The 22,439-nt window shown below is 76.4% G+C and carries 2 protein-coding genes; both read right to left on the reverse strand.

Features of this window, described 5'->3' with window-relative positions; all coding sequences use genetic code 11:
* Positions 1-29: 29 nt before the first annotated feature.
* On the reverse strand, positions 30-9,749 hold the full coding sequence (locus tag OG689_RS12170; protein WP_266320081.1) for a non-ribosomal peptide synthetase: 9,720 nt from the start codon (positions 9,747-9,749) through the stop codon (positions 30-32).
* Positions 9,746-22,330 carry a non-ribosomal peptide synthetase gene (locus tag OG689_RS12175; RefSeq protein ID WP_266320083.1) on the reverse strand — a complete coding sequence of 4,195 codons (12,585 nt, stop codon included), beginning with the start codon at positions 22,328-22,330 and terminating at the stop codon, positions 9,746-9,748. The genes OG689_RS12170 and OG689_RS12175 overlap by 4 nt, the downstream gene beginning before the upstream one ends.
* Between the last annotated feature and the right edge of the window lie 109 nt (positions 22,331-22,439).

The raw sequence follows: 22,439 nt of genomic DNA on the forward strand, positions 1-22,439 counted from the left end.
GGTGAGGCCGGTCGGAGGGGTGGGGCCGGTCAGTCGGAGCAGGGCGCCACCTCGTCGGCCGACTCGCCGAGGGCGGTCTGGACCGTACGGTCGACCAGGAACTCGGCGAGCGCGGCGACGGTGGGCCGGGCCAGCAGGTCGGCCAGGCACAGTTCGCCCGCGAACGCGGCCCGCAGGTGCTGCAGCAGCGACATCGCGAGCAGCGAGTGCCCGCCGAGCTCGAAGAAGTTCTCGTCGATCCCGAGCGCGGGCAGGCCCAGCACCTCGGCGAACGCGGAGTGCACCGCCTTCTCGCTCGGGTACCGCGGGCCGCGCAGCGGTCCTGACGCCGTGAAGTCGGCGGCGTCGGGGGCGGGCAGGGCCTTGCGGTCGAGCTTGCCGTTGACGGTGAGCGGCAGTTCGGGCAGGACCACGAACGCCGACGGCACCATGTAGTCGGGTAGGCGCCCGGCCAGCATACGCCGGACCGAGGCGACCTCGATAAGGGTACCCTCACCTGACACCAGGTAGGCGACGAGGCGCTTGACGCCGGGGGTGTCCTCGCGGACCACGACGGCGGCCCGGGCCACCTCGGGGTGCAGGGCCACGGCGTCCTCGATCTCACCGGGCTCGACCCGGTAACCGCGGATCTTCACCTGGTCGTCCACCCGGCCCAGGAAGTCCAGCAGACCGTCCTGACGCCACCGCACCACGTCGCCGGTCCGGTACATCCTCCCCCCGGGCTCGCCGAACGGGTCCGCCACGAACCGCTCCGCCGTCAGACCAGGCCGGTTGAGGTACCCCCGCGCCAGACCCACACCCGAGACGTACAACTCACCCGCCACCCCCACCGGCACCGGACGCAGGTGAGCGTCCAGCACGTGGGCCCGGGTGTTCCAGATCGGCCGGCCCACCGTCGCGGTCACCGAGTCCAGCGTCCCGCCGCCGAGCGTGTTGATGGTGTACTCGGTCGGCCCGTACAGGTTGTAGCCCATCACCCCCGGGGTGTCCCGCAGCTTCGACCACAGCGTCTCCGCCACCGCCTCACCACCCAGCAGCACCAGCACCGGACGGTGCCGCCCCTCGTCCAGCAGCCCCCGGTCGACCAGTGCCTGGGCGTAGGAGGGCGTCACGTTGATGACGTCGATGGCGTGTTCGGCGCAGTAGGCGGAGAGCGCCTCGGCGTCGCGGCGCAGCGCCTCGTCCATCACATGCACCTCGTGGCCCTCGACCAGCCAGAGCAGCTCCTCCCACGACATGTCGAAGGAGAAGGAGACGGTGTGCGCGATCCGCAGCCGCCGCCCGCCCGCCGAGGCCACCACCGGGTCGAAGATCGCCTCCCGATGGTTCAACTGCATGTTGGTCAGACCCCGGTACGGCGTCACCACACCCTTCGGCCGGCCCGTCGAACCCGAGGTGAAGATCACGTACGCCGGGGCGTCCAGGTCGACGGTGAGGCCGAGCGGGGTCGCGGGCAGGGTGGCGAGTTCGGCCGCCACCTCCGGCGAGTCCAGCAGCAGCCGGGCCACGCCCGGGGCGTCGGGCATCCGGGCCTCGGCGGTGGAGTCGGTGACCAGGCAGACCGGGGCGGTGTCCTCCACCATGAACGCCAGCCGCTCCACCGGGTAGTCCAACTCCAACGGCAGGTACGCCGCCCCCGAGCGCAGCACCGCGAACAACGCCGCCACCATCTCCAAGGACCGCGGCAACCCCAGCGCCACCACCTTCTCCGGCCCCGCACCCCGCGCCACGAACAACCGCGCCAACCGGTTCACCCGCTCGTCCAACTCCGCGTACGTCCACGAAGCCGCACCGAACACCAACGCCGTCTCCCCCGGCACCGACACCGCACGCTCCGCCAGCAGATCCGCCACCGAAGCCTCCGGCAACTCCCGCGACGTCGCCGCCCACTCCCCCAGCACCAAACCACGCTCACGCACCGTCAGCACGTCCAGGGTGCCGATGCGGCGGCGCGGGTCGGCGGCGACCTGCTCCAGGACCGCCAGCAGGCGCTCGACCAGGGCCTCGGCGGTGGAGCGGTCGTACAGGTCGGCGGCGTACTCGAAGGCGATGTCGATCTCCTCCGTCGAGGGGGTCTCCTCGAAGTTGAAGTCGAGTTCGAACTTCGCCGCGCCCAGCTCGAAGGGCAGGATCCGGCTCTCCAGACCGAGCAGCCGGCCGGCCTGACCGTCGTTGTGCTGGTAGCCGAGCATCACCTGGAACAGCGGGTGCCGGCCGGGCACCCGCGGCGGGTTGACGGCCTCCACCAGCCGGTCGAACGGCAGGTCCTGGTGGGCGAAGGCGGCCAGGTCGGCGTCCCGGGTGCGGGTCAGCAGCTCGGCGAAGGTCGGGTCGCCGGACAGGTCGTTGCGCAGCACCAGGGTGTTGACGAAGAAGCCGACCAGGCCGTCCAGGGCGGCGTCCGAGCGGCCGGCCACCGGTGCGCCGAGGGCGATGTCGGTGCCCGCGCCGAGCCGGTGCAGCAGGGTCGCCACCGCGGCCTGCAGCACCATGAAGGTGGTGCTGCCGGTGGCCCGGGCGGCCTCCCGCAGGCCGCGGTAGACCGCCGGCGGCACCTGGGCGTGCACGGTGTCGCCGCGGTGGCCGGCCACCGGGACGCGCGGGTGGTCGATCGGCAGCGGCAGCTCCTCCGGCAGCCCGGCCAGCGCCTCCCGCCAGTACCGGACCTGGCGGGCGTGCAGGCTGTCCGCGTCGTCGGCGGCGCCCAGCAGCTCCTGCTGCCAGAGCGTGTAGTCGGCGTACTGGACGGGCAGCGGCGTCCACGCGGGCGCCGCGCCGGCCGCGTGCGCGGTGTACGCGGTGGTGAGGTCGTCGATGAAGGGGAGCATCGACCACTCGTCGCCGGCGATGTGGTGGAAGAGCAGGACGAGCGCGTGGTCCCGCGGGGCGATCTCGAGCACGGTGACGCGCAGCGGCGCCTCGGCGGAGAGGTCGAAGCCGTGCCGGACCGCCTCCTGGACGTCGGCCGCGAGGCGGTGCTCGCCGGACGCGACCAGGTGGACGGTGTCGGCGGCCCCGGGGACGTCCAGGATCTGCTGGAAGACGGCGCCGTCGCGCTCGGTGAAGACGGTACGCAGGCTCTCGTGGCGCTCGGTCACCGCGCGGACGGCGGCGCGCAGGGCGGCCAGGTCCAGCTCCCCGGTGACCCGGACGACCAGCGGCACGTTGTAGGTGGCGCCCGAGTCGTCCAGGTTCTGCAGGAACCACATCCGGCGCTGCGCGTGCGACAGCGGCAGGTCGGCCGGGCGCTCGCGGCGGCCGAGCGCGGGGCGCGGCTCGCCCTCGGCGGCGGCCCGGTGGGCCAGGCCGGCCGGGGTGGGCGCCTCGAACAGGTCGCGGACGGTCAGCCGGCTGCCCAGCAGGGTGCGGATCCGGCCGACCAGGCGGGTGGCGAGCAGCGAGTGGCCGCCCAGGTCGAAGAAGTGGTCCTCCGGGCCGACCTCGGCGAGGCCGAGCACCTCGGCGAAGGCGCCGCAGAGGATCTCCTCGCGGGCGTCGCGCGGCGCGCGGCCGGCGGCGGCGGCGTCGGGGGCGGGCAGGGCCTTGCGGTCGAGCTTGCCGTTGACGGTGAGCGGCAGTTCGGGGAGGACCACGAACGCCGACGGCACCATGTACTCGGGCAGGCGCTGGGCGAGGTCGCTGCGCACGCCGGCCACGTCGACGCCGGGGCCGGCGGGCACGAGATAGGCGACGAGGCGCTTGACGCCGGGGGTGTCCTCGCGGACCACGACGGCGGCCCGGGCCACCTCGGGGTGCAGGGCCACGGCGTCCTCGATCTCACCGGGCTCGACCCGGTAACCGCGGATCTTCACCTGGTCGTCCACCCGGCCCAGGAAGTCCAGCAGACCGTCCTGACGCCACCGCACCACGTCGCCGGTCCGGTACATCCTCCCCCCGGGCTCGCCGAACGGGTCCGCCACGAACCGCTCCGCCGTCAGACCAGGCCGGTTCAGATAACCCCGCGCCAGACCCACGCCCGAGACGTACAGCTCACCGGCGACCCCCACGGGTACGGGGCGCAGGTGAGCGTCCAGGACGTGGGCCCGGGTGTTCCAGATCGGCCGGCCCACCGTCGCGGTCACCGAGTCCAGCGTCCCGCCGCCGAGCGTGTTGATGGTGTACTCGGTCGGCCCGTACAGGTTGTAGCCCATCACCCCCGGGGTGTCCCGCAGCTTCGACCACAGCGTCTCCGCCACCGCCTCACCACCCAGCAGCACCAGCACCGGACGGTGCCGCCCCTCGTCCAGCAGGCCGCACTCCACCAGCGCCTGGGCGTAGGACGGGGTGACGTTGATGACGTCGACCGCCAGCTCGGCGCAGTAGGCGGAGAGCGCCTCGGCGTCGCGGCGCAGCGCCTCGTCCAGCACATGCACCTCGTGGCCCTCGACCAGCCAGAGCAGCTCCTCCCACGACATGTCGAAGGAGAAGGAGACGGTGTGCGCGATCCGCAGCCGCCGCCCACCGGCCGAGGCCACCACCGGGTCGAAGATCGCCTCCCGGTGGTTCAACTGCATGTTGGTCAGACCCCGGTACGGCGTCACCACACCCTTCGGCCGGCCCGTCGAACCCGAGGTGAAGATCACGTACGCCGGGGCGTCCGGTGACCAGGCCGCCCGGTAGGGGGTGCCGGGCAGCTCCGCCAGCTCCGCCCGGACGGAGTCCGCGTCGAGCAGCAGGGTGTCGGGGTGCGCGGGCATCAGCGCGGCCGCGGTGGAGTCGGTGACCAGGCAGACCGGGGCGGTGTCCTCCACCATGAACGCCAGCCGCTCCACCGGGTAGTCCAACTCCAACGGCAGGTACGCCGCCCCCGAGCGCAGCACCGCGAACAACGCCGCCACCATCTCCAACGACCGCGGCAACCCCAGCGCCACCACCTTCTCCGGCCCCGCACCCCGCGCCACGAACAACCGCGCCAACCGGTTCACCCGCTCGTCCAACTCCGCGTACGTCCACGAAGCCGCACCGAACACCAACGCCGTCTCCCCCGGCACCGACACCGCACGCTCCGCCAGCAGATCCGCCACCGAAGCCTCCGGCAACCCCCGCGACGTCGCCGCCCACTCCCCCAGCACCAAACCACGCTCACGCACCGTCAGCACGTCGAGTTCGCGGACCAGCAGGCCCGGGCGGTCGACCAGCTGGCCGAGCAGGGCCACCAGCCGTTCGGCGTGCTCCTCGACGGTGGCCCGCTCGAAGACGTCCGGGCGGAACTTCCACTCGAAGGAGAGCGCCTCGCCGGGGTTGGTGATGAAGATCAGTGGGAAGTGCGTGGCGTCCACGTCCACCACCTGCTGGACGCCCAGGCTCTCCCGGATCCGGTCCCGCACGCCTTGGTCGGCCGGGGTGTTGCGGAGCACCTGCAAGGTGTCGAAGAGCCGGCCGAAGCCGGTGCCGCGCTGGATCTCGCCCAGGCTGACCTGGTGGTGCGCCAGCAGCTCCGTCTGCTCGCCCTGCAGCCGGGCGAGGAAGGCGGCGACGCTCTCGGCGCCGTCCAGCCGGGCCCGGACCGGCACGGTGTTGAGAAACATGCCGATGGTGGCGTCGATCCCGGCCAGCTCGGCCGGCCGGCCGGAGACGGTGGCGCCGAACACCACGTCCTCGCGGGCCGTCAGCCCGGCCAGCAGCAGGCCCCAGGCGCCGGACAGCACGGTGTTCAGGGTCAGGCCGTGCTCGCGGGCGAACGCGGCGATCCGCCCGGTCAGCTCGGCCGAGATGCCGGCGGTGACCTCCTGCGGCAGCAACGCGGCCCGCTCCCGGGCCTGCGGGGCGAGCAGGGTGGGCTCGTCCAGGCCGGCCAGCGCCTCTCGCCAGGCCGCCCGTCCCTCCTCCTGGTCCTGCGCGCCCAGCCAGCCGAGGAAGTCCCGGTAGGGCAGGCCGAGGGCGGGCGCCGGCTGCCCGGCGCAGTGGGTCAGCAGCTCCTGCAGGAAGAGGCCGGCGGACCAGCCGTCCCAGAGCAGGGCGTGGTTGGTGATCAGGATCCGCTGCCCGCCGCCGGGGGCGAGCACCGAGACCAGGCGCAGCAGCGGCGGGGCGGTCAGGTCGAACCGGGTGGCGGCCTCCCGCTCGGTCAGCCGGGCCAGCTCCGCCTCGAACTCGGCCGGGGCCAGGTCGCCGAGGTCGATCTCGGTCAGCGGCACGTCCACGGCGCGCGGCAGGAACTGCACCGGGCGCTCCAGCCCCTCCTGGAGGAAGCCGACCCGCAGGTTGGGGTGGCGCTCCAGGACGGCGGCGACGGCGGCGCGCAGCACCGGGCCCGGCACCCGGGTGGTCAGCGTGACCACGTCCCGCGAGGTGTAGACGTCCAGCGCCTGGTCGTCGTAGCCGGCCTCGAAGAGCAGGCCCTGCTGGAGCGGCGAGACCGGCCAGAGGTCCTCGATCTCCAGCTTGGGGGCGGCGGCCCGCACCACGGCCAGCTCGGCCTCGGTGGCGGCCGGCAGTTCGGCGGGCTCGGGCACCGTCCCGACGGTGCCGCGCTGGTCGGCGAGGGCGGCCAGGGCGGCGGGGGTGCGGCGCTCGAAGACGTCGCGCGGGCTGAGGAGAAGGCCTTCGGCGCGGGCGGCGCCGATCAGCCGGATGGAGGAGATGCTGTCGCCGCCGAGGCGGAAGAAGTCGTCCTCGGCGCCGGTCGCGGGCAGGCCGAGGACCTCCGCGTACAGCTCGCAGAGCAGTTCCTCGGTCTCGGTCTCGGCGGCCCGGCCGGTGGCCGCGCCGGCGAAGTCGAAGGCGTCCTCGGGCAGCGCGGCCCGGTCCAGCTTGCCGTTCACGGTCAGCGGCAGCGCGTCGAGCACGGCGTAGGCCGAGGGCACCATGTACTCGGGCAGGCGGGCCGCGAGGGCCTGGTGCAGGGCCTCGGTGTCGAGCAGCGCCCCGGCGGCCGGCACCACGTAGGCGACCACCCGCTTGACGGCGCCGGACCGGACCAGCACCGCGCTGTGCGCGACGCCGGGCAGGTCGGCGAGCGCCGCCTCGATCTCGCCGAGCTCGATCCGGTAGCCGCGGATCTTCACCTGGTCGTCGATCCGGCCGAGGTAGTCCAGGGTGCCGTCGGCGCGGCGGCGCACCTGGTCCCCGGTGCGGTACATCCGCTCGCCCGGGGCGCCGAACGGGTCCGCGACGAACCTCTCCGCGGTCAGGTCCGGGCGGCCCAGGTAGCCGCGGGCCAGCTGGTCGCCGGCCAGGTGCAGCTCGCCGCGCCCGCCGGCCGGGACGGGCCGCAGCAGGGAGTCCAGGACGTACGCGCGGCCGTTGCGCAGCGGCCGGCCGACGCTCGGCGTGGGGCTGTCGGCGAGGTCGGCGAGCAGCGCGTCGACGGTGAACTCGGTCGGGCCGTAGTAGTTGAGGGCGGTCACACCGGGCTCGGCACGCAGCCTGGTCCACAGGCCCTCGGGCAGCGCCTCGCCGCCGAGCAGCAGCAGCGACGGGCGGTGCGCGCCGTCCAGCAGGCCGCTGTCCAGGAGCTGCCGGGCGTAGGTGGGGGTGAGGTCGAGGACGTCGATCCGGTGCTCCCGGACGTGCGCCACGACGGCCTCGGCGTCCCGGCGCTCGCTGTCGCCGAGCACGTGCAGCTCGTGGCCGCCGACCAGCCAGAGGAGCTGGTCCCAGGAGGAGTCGAAGGCGAACGAGGCGGCGCTGACGGCGCGCAGCCGGCGGCCGGCGGCGGCCTCGGCGAAGGTGCCGCCGAGGTGGTCGTGCGCCAGGTTGGCGAGGCCCGCGTGCGGGATCAACACGCCCTTGGGGCGGCCGGTGGAGCCGGAGGTGTGGATGACGTAGGCGGCCTGGCCGGGGTGGACGGGCCCGCCGCGCTCGGTGTCGGTGAGCGGGCCGCCGGGCAGGGCGGCGAGCGCCGCCGCCACCGCCGGGTCGTCCAGCAGCAGGGTGACGGCGCCGGGCACCTCGGGCAGCCGTCCGGCCACCTCACGGGTGGTCAGCACGACGGCCGGGCGGACGTCGTCGAGCAGCATGGCGAGGCGCTCGTCCGGGTGGTCGAGGTCCAGCGGCAGGTAGGCGCCGCCGGCGGCGAGCACCGCGAAGATCGCGGTCACCGACTCGGCGGAGCGCGGCAGTGCCAGGGCGGCGACCCGCTCGGCGCCCAGGCCGCGGCAGAGCAGCAGGCGGGCCAGCCGGTCGACGGCGTCCGCCAGAGCGGCGAAGGTCAGCTCGGTGCTCCCGCCGGCCAGGTCGGGGGCGACCAGCGCGACGGCGTCGGGGGTGCGGGCGGCGGAGGCGGCGAACAGGTCGTGCACGGTGCCCGCGGGGACGGGCCCGGCCGGGCCGGCGACGGTGGCCGCGAGGGCGGCGCGCTCGGCCGCGCCCAGCAGGTCCAGGCGGGCCAGCGGGGTGTCCGGGTCGGCGGCGAAGGCGGTGAGCAGGGCCAGGAAACGGTCGGTCAGCCGCTCGGCCTCGGCCGGCTCGAACAGGTCGGGGCGGTACTCCAGCTCGACCCGCAGCTCGGCGCCGGGCAGCACGGTCAGGCCGAGCGGGTAGTGGGTGGCGTCGCGGGCGCCGAGACCGGTGACCTCCGGGCCGCCGGCGCCGGCCAGGGCGTCGCGCAGCGCGTCGCCCCCGCCCTGGTAGTTCTCCACCACCAGCAGGGTGTCGAAGAGGCTGCCGCCGACCTCGCTGCGGCGCTGGATCGCGCCCAGGCCCAGGTGCTGGTGGGCGAGCAGCTCGGCCTGCTCGCGCTGCACGTCGGCGGCGGCGCCGGCCAGGGTGGCGCCGGGCCGCAGCCGCACCCGGACCGGCACGGTGTTGATGAACAGGCCGACCATCGAGTCGGCGCCCGGCAGGTCGTCCGGGCGGCCCGAGACGGTGGTGCCGAAGACCACGTCGGAGGTGCCGGTGAGCGAGCCGACCAGGACGCCCCAGAGGGTGTTGGCGACGTTGCCGAGGGTCAGGCCGCGCCCGCGGGCGGCCGCGGCGATCGCGGCCGACAGCTCCGCGTCGGCGAAGCGGGTGATCAGGCCGGGCTCCACGGCGGTGGCGGCGGCCGCGCCGGGCGCCACCGGGTGGGCCTCCTCGAAGCCGGCCAGGGCGGCGCTCCAGGCGGCCTCGGCGGCGGCGGTGTCGCGGGTGGCGAGCAGCGCCAGGTGGTCCTTGTACGGGCGGACGGCGGGCAGCACCGACGGGTCGCCCGCGGAGCCGTACAGCGCCAGCAGCTCGCGGACGACGATCGGCATCGACCAGCCGTCCAGCAGCAGGTGGTGGCAGGTGACGACGAGCCGGGAGCGTTCGGCGTCCAGCCGCAGCAGGGCGAGGCGCAGCAGCGGCGGGGTGTCCAGGTCGAAGCGGTGGTGCCGGTCCTCGTCCATGGCGGCGGCGACCGCCGTGTCCTGGGCCGGGCCGGTCGACGCGGTCAGGTCGACCTCGCGCAGCGGGGTCTCCACCGTGCGCTGGACGAACTGGACGACCGCCTCCGGGTCCTCGTACCAGAAGCCGGCCCGCAGGTTGGCGTGCCGGGCGAGCAGCGCGTCCACGGCGGCGGCCAGCCGGGCCGTCTCGATCGGGCCGGCCAGGTCCAGGTGCGACTGGACGACGTAGACGTCGCGGGCCTCCTGGTCGTACAGGGCGTGGAAGAGCAGCCCCTCCTGGAGCGAGGAGAGCGGGTAGACGTCCTCCAGGGCCGACGCGGCCGGACCCTCGGGCTGGGAGTCGTCGATCGGGGCGGTGGAGTCGTTCATCACGGTCTTCTCGGTCCTGGGGGTGGTGGGGAGGTGGTCGGTCGGGTCGGGGAGGTGTCCGGCGGCGGTCATCGGCGGCGGCGCCCGCGCAGCCGGGACTCCAGCCGGTCGATCTGGGCCTGCTTCAGCCGGACGAGGCTCAGGTCGGACGGGGTGACCCCGCCGGCGTCCCCACCCGCGGTGTGCCGGGCCAGCGCGTCCAGCGCGGCGAACCAGGCGTCGGCGAGCACCGCGACCTCCGCCTCGGCGAGCAGCGCCTGCGGCCAGCTCCACTCGACGGCGAGCTCGGGCCGCCCGTCGGCGCCGGCCCGGACCACCGCGTCGATCTCCAACGGGTAGCCGGCGGCCATCGCCGGGTCCGGGCCGGCGCCCGCCGCGACGGCGTCGCGCTCGGCCTGCGGGGCGAGCGGCCAGCCGCCCGGAGGGCCGGCCGGCCCGTCGGTGCGCCCCCGGTAGTTGAAGAGCACCGGCGAGCGGGGCGCGCCGGCCAGCGCCGCCGCGGTCTGCGGGTTGAGGTGCCGCAGCAGGCCGTGGCCGAGGCCCCGGTCGGGGGCGGCCCGCAGCTGCTCCTTGACCTGCTTGAGCACCTGGCCGGCGGCCTCGCCGCCGGCCAGCGCGGCCGCCGGGTCGAGGCCCGCGAGGTCGAGCCGGACGGGGTGCACGGTGGTGAACCAGCCCACCGTGCGGGCGAGGTCGGGGGTGAGGCCGCCGGTGTCGGCGCCGCCGCGGCCGTGGCCCTCCAGGTCGACCTGGACGGCGGGCGCGGCGCCCGGGCGGGCGGTGGCGACGCCGAGGGCGAGGGCGGCCAGCAGTACGTCGTCGACGCCGGCGCCGAAGGCCTTCGGGACGTCCGCCAGCAGCGGCGCCGTCCGGTCGGCGGGCAGGGTGCGGCGCAGCGTGCGGACGGTGGCGACGGTGTCCCGGGCCGGGTCGGCGGCCAGGGCGGCGAGCGGCCCGGCCGGGCCTGCCAGGGCGGCCCGCCAGTAGGCCGTCTCAGCGACCCGGGAGCGCTCCTGGGCGTGCGCCAGCAGCCGCTCGGACCAGGCGCGCAGGGTGTGCGCCTCCGGTTCGAGCACCGGGCGGGCGCCCCGGGCCAGCGCGGAGTACGCGGTGGCGAGGCCGGGCAGCAGGGTCCGCCAGGAGACGCCGTCCACCGCGAGGTGGTGGACGGTCAGCAGCAGCCGGCCGTCCTGCCCGGGGCCGGCGTCGAACCAGACGGCGCGCAGCACCCGGCCGCTCGCCGGGTCCAGCGCGGCGGCGGCCGCGTCGGCCTCCCGGGTGAGCAGGGCGGTGAGGTCGGCTCCGGCGGTGTCGACCCGGCGCAGGGTGGCCGGGTCGGTGACGGCGGGCGCCCGGCGGGCGGGCAGGATCTCCTGGGTCCACAGGCCGTCGGTGCGCTCCAGCCGCAGCCGCAGTGCCGGGTGGTTGCGGGCCAGCGCGGCCAGCGCCTCGCGCAGCGGCTGCTCGCGCAGGTCGCCGGGGACGGTCACCAGCACGGACTGGTTGAACCGGTCGACCGGCCCGCCGCGCTCGCGCAGCCAGTGCACCACCGGCAGCGCGGGCAGTTCGCCGTCCACCGGGACGGGCGCGGCGGCGGTGCCGACCGCCGGGGCGGCGGCGGCCGGGGAGGGCGCGCCCTTGGCGGCGGCCAGCGCGGCCGGCGTGGGGTACTGGAAGATGTCCTTCGCCGCCACGTCGAAGCCCGCCCTGCGGGCCCGGCCGACCAGCTGGATGGAGACGATGCTGTCGCCGCCCAGGGCGAAGAAGTTCTCCTCCTCGCCGACCTCGGGCAGCCCGAGCACCTCGGCGAAGACCCTGGCCAGCGCGCGGCCCGCGGAGTGCCCGGCCGGTCCTGCGGCCGGCTCGGCCCGGCGGCCGGGGGCCGGCAGCGCCTTGCGGTCGAGCTTGCCGTTGACGCTCAGCGGCAGCGCGTCCAGGACGGTGACCACGGCGGGCACCATGTGCTCGGGCAGCACCGCGGCCACCGCGGCGCGCACGGCCTCGCCGCCGACCGAGGCACCGGCCTGCGGGACGACGTAGCCGAGCAGCTGGCGGGCGCCGCCCTCGGTCAGCGCGCGGGCCAGCGCGGCGGCCTGGCCGACGCCGGGCACGGCGGCGAGCGCCGACTCCACCTCGCCGAGCTCGATCCGGAACCCGCGGACCTTCACCTGGTCGTCGGTGCGGCCGAGGTACTCGATCTCGCCGTCGACCCGGCGGCGCACCAGGTCGCCGGTGCGGTACAGCCTCCCCCCGCCTTCGGCCGGGGGTGCCCCCGTGCCGTCGGTCGCGAAAGGGTCCGCGACGAAGCGTCCGGCGGTCAGTCCGGGGCGGCCGAGGTAGCCGCGGGCCAGCTGGACGCCGGCCAGGTACAGCTCGCCGGGCACGCCGACGGGCACCTGCCGCAGCCGGGCGTCCAGCACGTACAGCCGGGTGTTCCAGACCGGGCGGCCGATCGGCACCACGCCGGATCCGGCCCACGCGCGGTGGTAGGTGACGTCGACCGCGGCCTCGGTCGGCCCGTACAGGTTGTGCAGCTCGATCTGCGGCCACAGCGCGGCGAACCGGTCCACGGCGGCGGCGGGCAGCGCCTCGCCGGAGCAGAACACCCGGCGCACCCCGGCGAAGGCCCGGCGGATCGCGTCGTCCTGCTCGGCCGCGCCGGTGAAGGCGGTGAGCATGGACGGCACGAAGTGGCAGGTGGTGACGGAGCCCCGGTCGGCGAGCGCGGCCAGGTACTCGGGCTCGCGGTGCCCGCCGGGGCGGGCCAGCACCACCGCGGCGCCGGTCACCAGCGGCAGGAAGAACTCCCAGACCGAGACGTCGAAGCTGGCCGGGGTCTTCTGCAGGACGCGGTCCTGCGCGGTGATGCCGTAGACCTCGCGCATCCAGTCGAGCCGGTTGACGATCGCCCGGTGGGTGACCAGGACGCCCTTGGGGCGGCCGGTGGAGCCCGAGGTGAAGATGACGTACGCGGCGTGGTCGGGGCCGGGGGCGGCCGGCTCGGCCTGCGGGCCGTCGGCGTCCACGGTGAGGACCGGCACCCCGGGCACCCGGGGCAGACCGTCGGCCGCCTCGGCGGTGCTCAGCACGCACACCGGGGCGGCGTCCTCCAGCATGGCCGTCAGCCGCTCCGCCGGGTACTCGGTGTCCAGCGGCAGGTACCCGGCGCCGGACTTGAGGACGGCGAGCAGCGCCACCGTCAGCTCCGCCGAGCGGGGCACCGCGACGGCGACCAGGCGGTCCGGCGCGGCGCCGGCGGCGGCCAGCACCCGGGCGAGGCGGCCGGCCCACTCGTCCAGCTCGCGGTAGGTCAGCTCGGCGCCCTCGAAGACCACCGCGACGGCGTCGGGGGTGGCGGCGGTGCGCTCCTCGATCCGGGTGAGCAGGGTGCCCTCGCGGACCTCCAGCGCGGTGGCGTTCCACTCGCCCGCCAGGCCCCGCCGCTCCTGGGCGGCCGTCAGCTCGATCCGCCCGACCGGGCGGTCCGGGGCGGCCAGCGCCTGCTCCAGGACCCGCACCAGGCGGGCGCCGAACAGCCGCGCGGTGGCGCGCTCGTACAGGTCCTCGGCGTAGATGACGGTGAGGTCGGTGCGGCCGCCGTCGGCGGACTCCACGAAGGTGAGGGCCAGGTCGAAGCGGGCCGCGTGCACCGGGTCGGGGAGCAGCGCGGTGCGGGCGCCGAGCAGGCCGTCCAGGCCGCCGGCCTCCCGGCGGTGCTGGACCATCACCTGGAACAGCGGGTGGCGGCCGAGCGAGCGCTCCGGGTTGACGATCTCGACCAGCCGGTCGAACGGCAGGTCCTGGTGGGCGAGGGCGCCGAGGACGGTCTCCCGGGATCGGGCGACCAGGTCGTCGAAGCTCAGGTCGCCGGAGCTCAGGTCGCCGGCGTTCCCTTCGCCGGCGTTCCCTTCGGCGGCCAGGTCGTGCCGCAGCACCAGGGTGTTGACGAAGAAGCCGACCACCGACTCCAGCACCTCGTCGGCGCGGCCCGCGACCGGGGTGCCCAGCGCCACGTCGGTGGTGCCGGCCAGCCCGCCGAGCAGCAGCGCGGCCGCGGCCTGGGTCACCATGAACGGGGTGGCGCCGGTGCGCTGCGCGTAGCCGCGCAGCTCCTGGTGCAGCTCGTCCGGCAGCCGCAGCCGCACCTGGCCGCCGCGGCCGCTCGCCTCCGCGGGCCGGGCCCGGTCGGTGGGCAGGGTCAGCTCGGCGGGCAGCGCGGCCAGTCGCCGCGTCCAGTACGCGCTCTGGCCGGCGGCCGGGCCGTCCTGCTCGGCGAGCAGCTCGCCCTGCCACAGCGCGTGGTCGGCGTACTGCAGCGGCAGCGGGGCGAACACCGGCGCGGCGCCGGCCAGCCGGGCGGCGTAGGCGTGGTCGAGGTCGCGCAGCAGCACGCCCTCCGACCACTCGTCGCCGGCGATGTGGTGCAGCGCCAGGCTGAGGATGTGCCGGGTCGGACCGGCCGTCAGCAGGGTCGCCCGGACGGGGATCTCCTCGGCCAGCTCGAAGGCGTGGGCGCCGGCGGCGGCGGCCGCGGTGTCCAGCCGCTGGACGGTCACCTCCTCGACGGTGAACGGCACGCCGGCCCGCTCCGGGTCGAGGATCCGCTGGTGGGGGCGGCCCTCGTGGTCGGGGAAGACCGTGCGCAGCGCCTCGTGCCGGGCCAGTACGTCGCCGAAGGCGGCGCGCAGCGCGTCCTGGTCGAGCGCGCCGTCGATCCGCAGCGCGCACGGGATGGTGTACGCGGTGCTCGGACCCTCCAGCCGGTACAGGAACCAGAGGCGGGCCTGCGCGGCGGACAGCGGCACCAGCTCGGGGCGTGGGCGGGCGGTGGGGCCGGGGCGGCGGGCCGCGGCGCCGGCGAGCCGGGCCGCGAAGGCGGCGGGGGTGCGGGTCTCGAAGAGGTCGCGGACGGCCGCGTCGACCCCCAGCGCCGCGCGGACCCGGCCGATCACCCGGGTGGCGAGCAGCGAGTGCCCACCGAGCGCGAAGAAGTCGTCGTCGACGCCGACCAGAGGCAGGCCCAGCACGTCGGCGTAGACGCCGCAGAGCACGGCCTCCCGCTCGTCGCGCGGGGCGCGCCCGGCGGGGGCGGCGAAGGCGGCGGCCTCCGGCTCGGGCAGCGCCTGCCGGTCGAGCTTGCCGTTGACGTTCAGCGGCAGCGCGTCCAGCGGCACGATCGCGGCCGGGACCATGTACTCGGGCAGCGCGTCGGCGAGTGCCTTGCGCAGCAGCGCCGGGTCCACGACGGCGCCGGGCGCGGGGACGACCCAGCCGATCAGCCGCTTGACGCCGGTGGTGGCCGGGCGGGCCAGTACGGCGGCCCGGGCGACGCCGGGCAGGGCGGCGAGCGCCGCCTCCACCTCGCCGGGCTCGACCCGGAAGCCGCGGATCTTCACCTGGTCGTCGTCGCGGCCGAGGTAGTCCAGGCTGCCGTCGGCGCGGTGGCGCACCAGGTCGCCGGTGCGGTACATCCTCCCCCCGCCGCCCATGCCGTCGCCGGCGAACGGGTCGGCGACGAAGCGGCTCGCGGTGAGCGCGGGCCGGTTGCCGTAACCGCGGGCCAGGCCCGGGCCGGCGATGTACAGCTCACCGGGCACACCGGCCGGGACGGGCCGCAGCCGGGCGTCCAGCACGTACACCCGGGTGTTGCCGATCGGCCGGCCGACGAACGGGGCCGGGCTCTCGTCCAGGTCGGCGCCCAGGGTGTCGACGGTGTACTCGGTGGGGCCGTAGAAGTTGTGCCCGAGCACGCCCTCGGTCTCCCGGATGCGGGTCCACAGCGCCTCGCCGACGGCCTCGCCGCCGACCAGGAAGAGCAGCGGGCGGTGCTCGGCGGAGTCCAGCAGGCCCCACTCGACGAGCTGCTGGCCGAACGACGGCGTGACGTCCAGGGTGTCGATCCGGTCCGCGAGCAGCCGGGCCACCAGGGCCTGCGGGTCACGGCGCAGGTCCTCGCCGTAGATGTGCAGCTCGTGGCCGAGGATCAGCCAGAGCAGCTGCTCCCAGGAGGAGTCGAAGGAGAAGGAGGCGGTGTGCGCGGCGCGCAGCCGGCGCCCGCCGGCGGCCGCCTCGGCCCGGGCGAAGACGGTGCCGCCGTGGTGCTCCAGCATGTTGGCCAGGCCCCGGTGCGGCACCTGGACGCCCTTGGGGCGGCCGGTGGAGCCGGAGGTGTGGATGACGTACGCCAGGTCGTCGGCGTGCGGGCGGACCGGCTCGGCGTCGAGCGAGCCCAGCTCGGCGAGGGTGACCACGCCCAGGCCGTGCCCGGCGAGCACCGGGTGGCGCCCGGCCACCTCGGCCGTGCTCAGGGTGAGCAGCGGGTCGGAGTCCTCCAGCATCAGCGCGATCCGCTCGTCCGGGTGGTCGAGGTCGATCGGCAGGTAGGCGGCGCCCGACGCGAGGACGCCCAGCAGGGCGGCGACCAGGTCGGCGGAGCGCGGCAGCGCCAGTGCGACGGTCCGGCCGGGGCCGGCGCCGAGGGCGGCGAGGTGGCGGGCCGTCCGGTCGACCCGGGCGGCCAGCTCGGCGTAGTCGAGCCGCTGCTCGCCGAAGACCACGGCGGTGTCGCCCGGGGTGGCGGCCACGCGGGCCGCGAAGGCGTCGACCACGGTGCCGGCGGGCACCGGGCGGGCGGTGTCGTTCCAGGTCCGGAGCACGGTGGCGCGCTCCTCGGCGGAGAGCACCTCCAGGGCGCCGACCGGGGTGGCGGGGTCGGTGGCGACGGCGGTGAGCAGCCGCAGCAGGCGGGTGCCGACGGCGGCGGCCTGCTCGGCGGTGAACACGTCGGGGCGGTACTCGACGGTCAGCTGCGGGGCCTCGCCGGGCAGGGTGAGGACGGTCAGCGGGTAGTGGGTGGCGCCCCGGTTGCCGACGCCGGCGACCCGCAGGCCTCGCGCGGTCAACTGGTCCGGGTCCACCGGGTAGTTCTCGAAGACCAGCAGGGTGTCGAAGAGGGTGCCGTGCCCGGCCAGGGCCTGGATGTCGGCGAGGCCCAGGTACTGGTGGTCGAGCAGGGCGGACTGCTGGGCCTGGAGGCGGGCCAGCGCCTCGGCGACCGGCTCGTCGTCGGAGGGCTCGAAGCGGACCGGGACGGTGTTGCTGAACAGGCCGACCATCGACTCCACGCCCGGCAGGTCGCCCGGGCGGCCGGAGACGGTGGCGCCGAACACCACGTCGGTGCGGCCGGTGAGGCGGCCCAGCAGGATCGCCCAGGCGCCCTGCACCAGGGTGTTGAGGGTGAGGCCCAGCTCGCGGGCGGTGGCGGTGAGCGCGGCGGCCAGCTCGGCCGGGATCGGCAGGTCGAGTTCGCGGCCGGCGGCGGCCGGCCCCGCGGCGGGCGTGCCGAGGCTGTCGGCGAGCAGGGTGGGCCCCTCCAGGCCGGCCAGCGCCTGCCGCCAGGCGGCGGCGTCGGCCGCGCCGTCCCGCCCGGCCAGCCAGGCCAGGTGGTCGGCGTACGGTGCGGCGGGGGGCAGCGCGGCGGCGGGCAGCACGGCAGGGGGCAGCGCGGCGGCGGGCAGCACGGCGGCTCCGCCGGCCCCGTACGCGGCGATCAGCTCGCGCAGCAGGACGGGCGTGGACCAGCCGTCCATCACGATGTGGTGGCGGGTCAGCACCAGCCGGTGGTGCTCGGCGCCGAGGGTGACCAGCGCGCAGCGCACCAGCGGCGGCCGGGTCAGGTCGAAGCGCCGGGACGCCTCGTCGTCCTCGATCCGGGCGATCTCGGCGGCCCGGCCGGCGGCCGGCACGGCGGTCAGGTCGTGCTCCGTCCACGGCACCGTGACCCGGTCGGCGACCAGCTGGAGCGGCCGCCGGAGCCCGGCGCTGACGAAACCGGCGCGCAGCGCGGTGTGCCGGTTGACCACCGCGTCGACGGCCCCGGCCAGCGCGGCGCGCTCCAGCGGGCCGCGCAGGTCGAGCGAGGTGAGCGAGGTGTAGAGGTCGTCGGCGCCGTCCTCGCGCTGGTACAGGGCGTGGAACAGCAGGCCGTCCTGGAGCGGGGAGAGCGGCAGCACGTCCCCGGTGCCGGGGTGCTCGGCGGCCAGGCGGTCCAGCTCTGGCTGGGTGACGGCGGCCAGCGGCACGTCCGAGGGGGTGAGGCCGCCGGCGCCGGGGGCGGCGGCGTAACGGGCCAGCGCGTCGAGGGCGTCGAACCAGCGGTCGGCGACGGCGCGGACGGCGTCCTCGCCGAACACGCCCTGCGGCCAGGACAGGTTGACGGTCAGTTCGGCGCCGTCCGGGCCGTCGTGGACAAAGGCGCCGACCTCCAGCGCGTGGGCGGCGGGCAGGGCGTCGTCGGCCCCGGCGGCGATGGCGTCACCGGCCTCGTGGGCGGCGGTCCAGTCGGCGCCGGTGGTGGTGAAACGGCCGAGGTAGTTGAAGAGCAGCTGGGGGGCGTCGGCGTCGGCGAGCACGGGCCCGGACACCGGGTCCAGGTGGCGCAGCAGACCGTAGCCGGCGCCGGCGTTCGGCAGCGCCCGGAGCTGCTCCTTGACCAGTGCGAGGGCGCGGCCGGCGGCGGGCCCGCCGGCCAGCGCGTCGGCCAGGTCGACCCCGGAGAGGTCGAGCCGGGCCGGGAACTCGCTGGTCAGCCAGCCGGCGGTGCGGGTGGTGTCGGCGCCGGGCATCAGCTGGTCCTCGCGGCCGTGACCCTCCAGGCGCAGCAGCAGGTCGGCCCGGGCGCCGGCGCCCGAGCGGGCGCGGCGGCGGCCGACCAGGGCGAGCGCCAGGCCGGTCAGCAGGACGTGGTCGACACCGGCGCGGTGGGCGGCGGGGACGGCGCCGAGCAGCGGCGCGGTGCGGCCGGCGGGCAGGGTCAGCCGCAGCCGGCGGGTGGTCGCGGCGGTGTCCCGGGCCGGGTCGAGCGGGCGGTCGCCCAGCAGCGGGCCGGCGCCGTCGGCCAGCACGGCCTGCCAGAGGGGGAGTTCGGCGCGGACGGCGTCGCTGACGGCGGCCTCCGCGAGGCCCAGCGCCCAGGCCCGCAGCGGGGTGGTGACCGGGTCGGGAGCGCGGCCCTCGTAGGCGGCCCGCAGGTCGGGCAGCAGGATGCGCCAGGAGACGCCGTCGACGGCGAGGTGGTGCGCGGCGAGCACGAGCAGGCCCGGGGTGTCCGGTCCGGCGTCCAGGTGGACGGCCTGCAGGACGACGCCCTGCTCGGGGTCGAGCCGGTCGGCGGCGGCCTCGCGCTGCTCGGCGGCGACGGTGTGCAGCTGCCCGGCGGCGACGGCGATCCGGCGCAGCCGGGCGGCGGCGGGCGCGCTGCCGGCCGGGCGGACCTCCTGGGTCCAGCCGCCGTCCGCGGCGACGTGCAGCCGCAGCCGCAGGGCGTCGTGGTGGTCGGTCAGGGTGTCCAGGGCGGCGGTCAGCCGGGCCTGGTCGAGGCCGGCGGGCACGGTGAGGACGGTGTGCTGGCTGAACCGGGCGACCGGGCCGCCGCGCGACCGCAGCCAGGCGCTGATCGGGGTGGCGGGCAGGGCGCCGACGGCCGACACCGCGGGCGCGGCGGGCCGGGCGGCGGAGCGCCGGCCCTCGGCGACGGCGGCGATCCGGGCGACGGTGCGCCGCTCGAAGACCACCCGGGGGGTGATCTCGAACCCGGCCCGGCGGGCGCGGCTGCCCAGCTGGATGGCGGAGATGCTGTCGCCGCCGAGGGAGAAGAAGTTGTCGTCGACGCCGACCTCGGGCAGGCCGAGCACCTCGGCGACCAGGTCGGCGAGCACCCGCTCCGCCTCGGTGCGGGGGGCGCGGCCGCCGTCACCGGCCGGGGTCGGGGCGGGCAGCGCCTTGCGGTCGAGCTTGCCGTTGAGGCTGAGCGGCAGGGCGTCCAGGCCGACCAGCACGGCGGGCACCATGTGATCGGGCAGGGTGCGGGCCAGCGCGGTGCGCAGCGCCTCCGGGTCGGCGGGCGCGGGGACGACGTGGCCGACCAGCTGACGGGCGCCGCCCGGGGTGAGCTCACGGGCGGTCACGGCCGCCTGGAGGACCTCCGGCAGGGTCTCCAGCGCGGCCTCGATCTCGCCGAGTTCGATCCGGAAGCCGCGGACCTTGACCTGGTCGTCGGTGCGGCCGAGGTACTCGACGGTGCCGTCGGCGGCCCACCGGACCAGGTCGCCGGTGCGGTACAGCCGGGAGCCGTCGGTCGCGAACGGGTCGGCGACGAAGCGCCCGGCGGTCAGACCGGGGCGACCGAGGTAGCCGCGCGCCAGCTGCACGCCGGCGAGATAGAGCTCACCGGGCACGCCGACGGGCACGGGGCGCAGCGCGGCGTCCAGCACGTACAGCCGGGTGTTCCAGACCGGGCGGCCGATCGGCACCACGCCGGCGGCGGGCTCGGTGCGGTGGTGGGTGACGTCCACGGCGGCCTCGGTGGGCCCGTAGAGGTTGTGCAGCGGTACCGCCGGCAGGGTGGCGTACCAGCGGTCGACGACATCGCCGGGCAGGGCCTCGCCGGAGCAGAAGGCCCGGCGCAGGCCGGCGCAGCGCTCGGCGACGGAGCCCTCCTCCAGGAAGGCGCGCAGCATCGAGGGCACGAAGTGCAGGGTGGTGACGCGCTCCTCGGCGATCAGGGCGCCGAGGTAGGCCGGGTCCTTGTGGCCCTCGGGGCGGGCCAGGACGACGGTGGCGCCCTCGCACAGGGCCCAGAAGAACTCCCAGACCGAGACGTCGAAGCTGGCCGGGGTCTTCTGCAGCACCCGGTCGTCGGCGCGGAGCCGGTAGGCGTGCTGCATCCAGGCCAGCCGGTTGACGATGGCGCGGTGGGTGACGACCACGCCCTTGGGGCGACCGGTGGAGCCGGAGGTGTAGATGACGTATGCGGCGTGGTCGGGCTCGACGGCGGGCGGTTCGGTGCCCGGTGCGGCGGCGGGGTGGGCGCGGTCGTCGACGGCGACGGCGACCGCGCGGGCCGCCTCGGGCAGCCGCTCCAGCAGCTCGGGCACGGTGACCACGCGGACGGGCGCGGCGTCCTCGACCATCTGGGCGAGGCGGTCGACCGGGTAGTCGGCGTCCAGCGGGAGGTAGGCGGCGCCGGACTTGAGGACGCCCAGCAGGGCGATCATCAGCTCGGCGGAGCGCGGCACGGCGACGCCGACCACGCGGTCCGGGCCGGCGCCGGCGGCGCGCAGGGTGCGGGCCAGCGCGTCGGAGCGCTCGGCGAGCCCGCGGTAGGTCAGGGTACGGCCGTCGGCGACCACGGCGGTGGCGTCCGGGGTGGCGGCGGCGCGCTCGGCGATCCGGCTGACCAGGGTGCCCTCGCGAACCTCGCGGCCGGTGTCGTTCCAGCCGTGCAGCACGGCGTCGAGTTCGGCGTCGGCGAGCAGCTGGAGTTCGGCCAGCGGCCGCTCGGGGTGGGCGGCGAGGCGGGCCAGCAGGCCCGCGCAGCGCTCGGCGTGCCCGGCCAGCTCGGCCTCGGTGTACAGCGCCGGGTTGGCGTCGAACTCCAGCACCAGCCGGTCGTCCGGGGTCTTGGTGACGGAGAGGGAGAAGTCCTCGACCGGGCCGGACGCCAGGTTGACGGTGCGGCCGGGGCTGCCGGCGAAGTCCAGGTCGAGGTCGAAGGGCTTGAGGTTGAGCAGCGGGCCGTGCAGCCGGTCGTCGCTGCCGACCAGGCCCAGCTCACGGCGGATCTCCTCGCCGCGGTGCAGCTGGTGGCGGCGGGTGGCTTTGAGCTCGCCGACGGCCCGGCGCAGCAGGCCGTCGAAGGTGTCGGCGCCGGTCACCGGGACCCGCACCGGCAGGATGTTCACGGCCATTCCGGGGACCCGCAGGGTGCCGGGGGCGTGCCGGGCCATGAAGTGCATGCCGAGCACGGCGTCGCCGGTGCCGGTCATCCGGTGCAGGTAGGCGGCCAGGCCGGCGGTGGCGGCCTCGCCCCAGGTCGCCCGGGCGAGGCGGGCGGCGGCGAGCACCGCGGCGGAGTCGGCGGCGGTCAGCTCGACGCGGTGGCGCAGCCCGGTGGGGCCGGCCTGCGCGGTCCGCTCGGTGAGGCCGACCACGGCCGGGCGGTCGGCGAAGCGCTCCCGCCAGTGGGCGCGGTCGGCGGCGGCCCGCTCGGAGGCCAGGTAGGCACGCTCGGCCTCGACCAGCACGGAGACCGGGCGCAGCGGGCTCGCGGGCGGCTCGGCGCCGGCGGCGAGGGCGGAGTAGACCTCGGCCACCCGGCGGCCGAACAGCGCGACGCCGTAGCCGTCGATCACCAGGTGGTGGAACCACTGGAACCAGAGGTGACTGCGCTCGCCGGTGCGGACCAGCAGCGCGCCGGTGAGCGGGCCCGCCGCGTCGCCGTCCAGGACGGTCGGGACGGCCAGCTGGCCGCGGACCAGCTCGGTGGCGGCGGCGACCGGGTCGGCCGCGCCCCGGGTGTCGAGGCGGGGCAGCTGCCAGCCGTCCGGGTCGAAGCCGGTGGGGACCTGCACCGTCCGCCCGTCCTGCTCGGCGAGCCGTACGTGCAGCCCCTCGGCCTCGGCCAGGGTGCGGCGCAGCGCCGCCTCCAGCAGCTCCGGGTCGAACGGGCCGTCGATCTCGACGTACTGGCCGACGTTGTACGCCGGGTTGTCGGGGTCGATCCGTTGCGCGGCGAGGACGCCCGCCTGAGCCGCGGTCAGCTCCTGGGGAGCGTTCCGCTCGGCCTGCGTCATGGTGGTGTCCGCGTCTGGCATGGTCGGCCCTTCCCGGTTCTGCGGCCCCGCCGACCGTGCCAGCCCGGGCGCTCGTGCGCTGTCGTGCGAAGTGGTCCGTCACGCGAGGTGGTTCGTCGTGCGAAGTGGT

Source organism: Kitasatospora sp. NBC_00240 (assembly GCF_026342405.1).
Taxonomy (GTDB): Bacteria; Actinomycetota; Actinomycetes; order Streptomycetales; family Streptomycetaceae; genus Kitasatospora.

Bases quoted from the DNA above. Each gene is read 5' to 3' on its own strand.
- OG689_RS12170 (WP_266320081.1), bottom strand. From the start codon at position 9,749: ATGACCGCCGCCGGACACCTCCCCGACCCGACCGACCACCTCCCCACC.
- OG689_RS12175 (WP_266320083.1), bottom strand. From the start codon at position 22,330: ATGCCAGACGCGGACACCACCATGACGCAGGCCGAGCGGAACGCTCCC.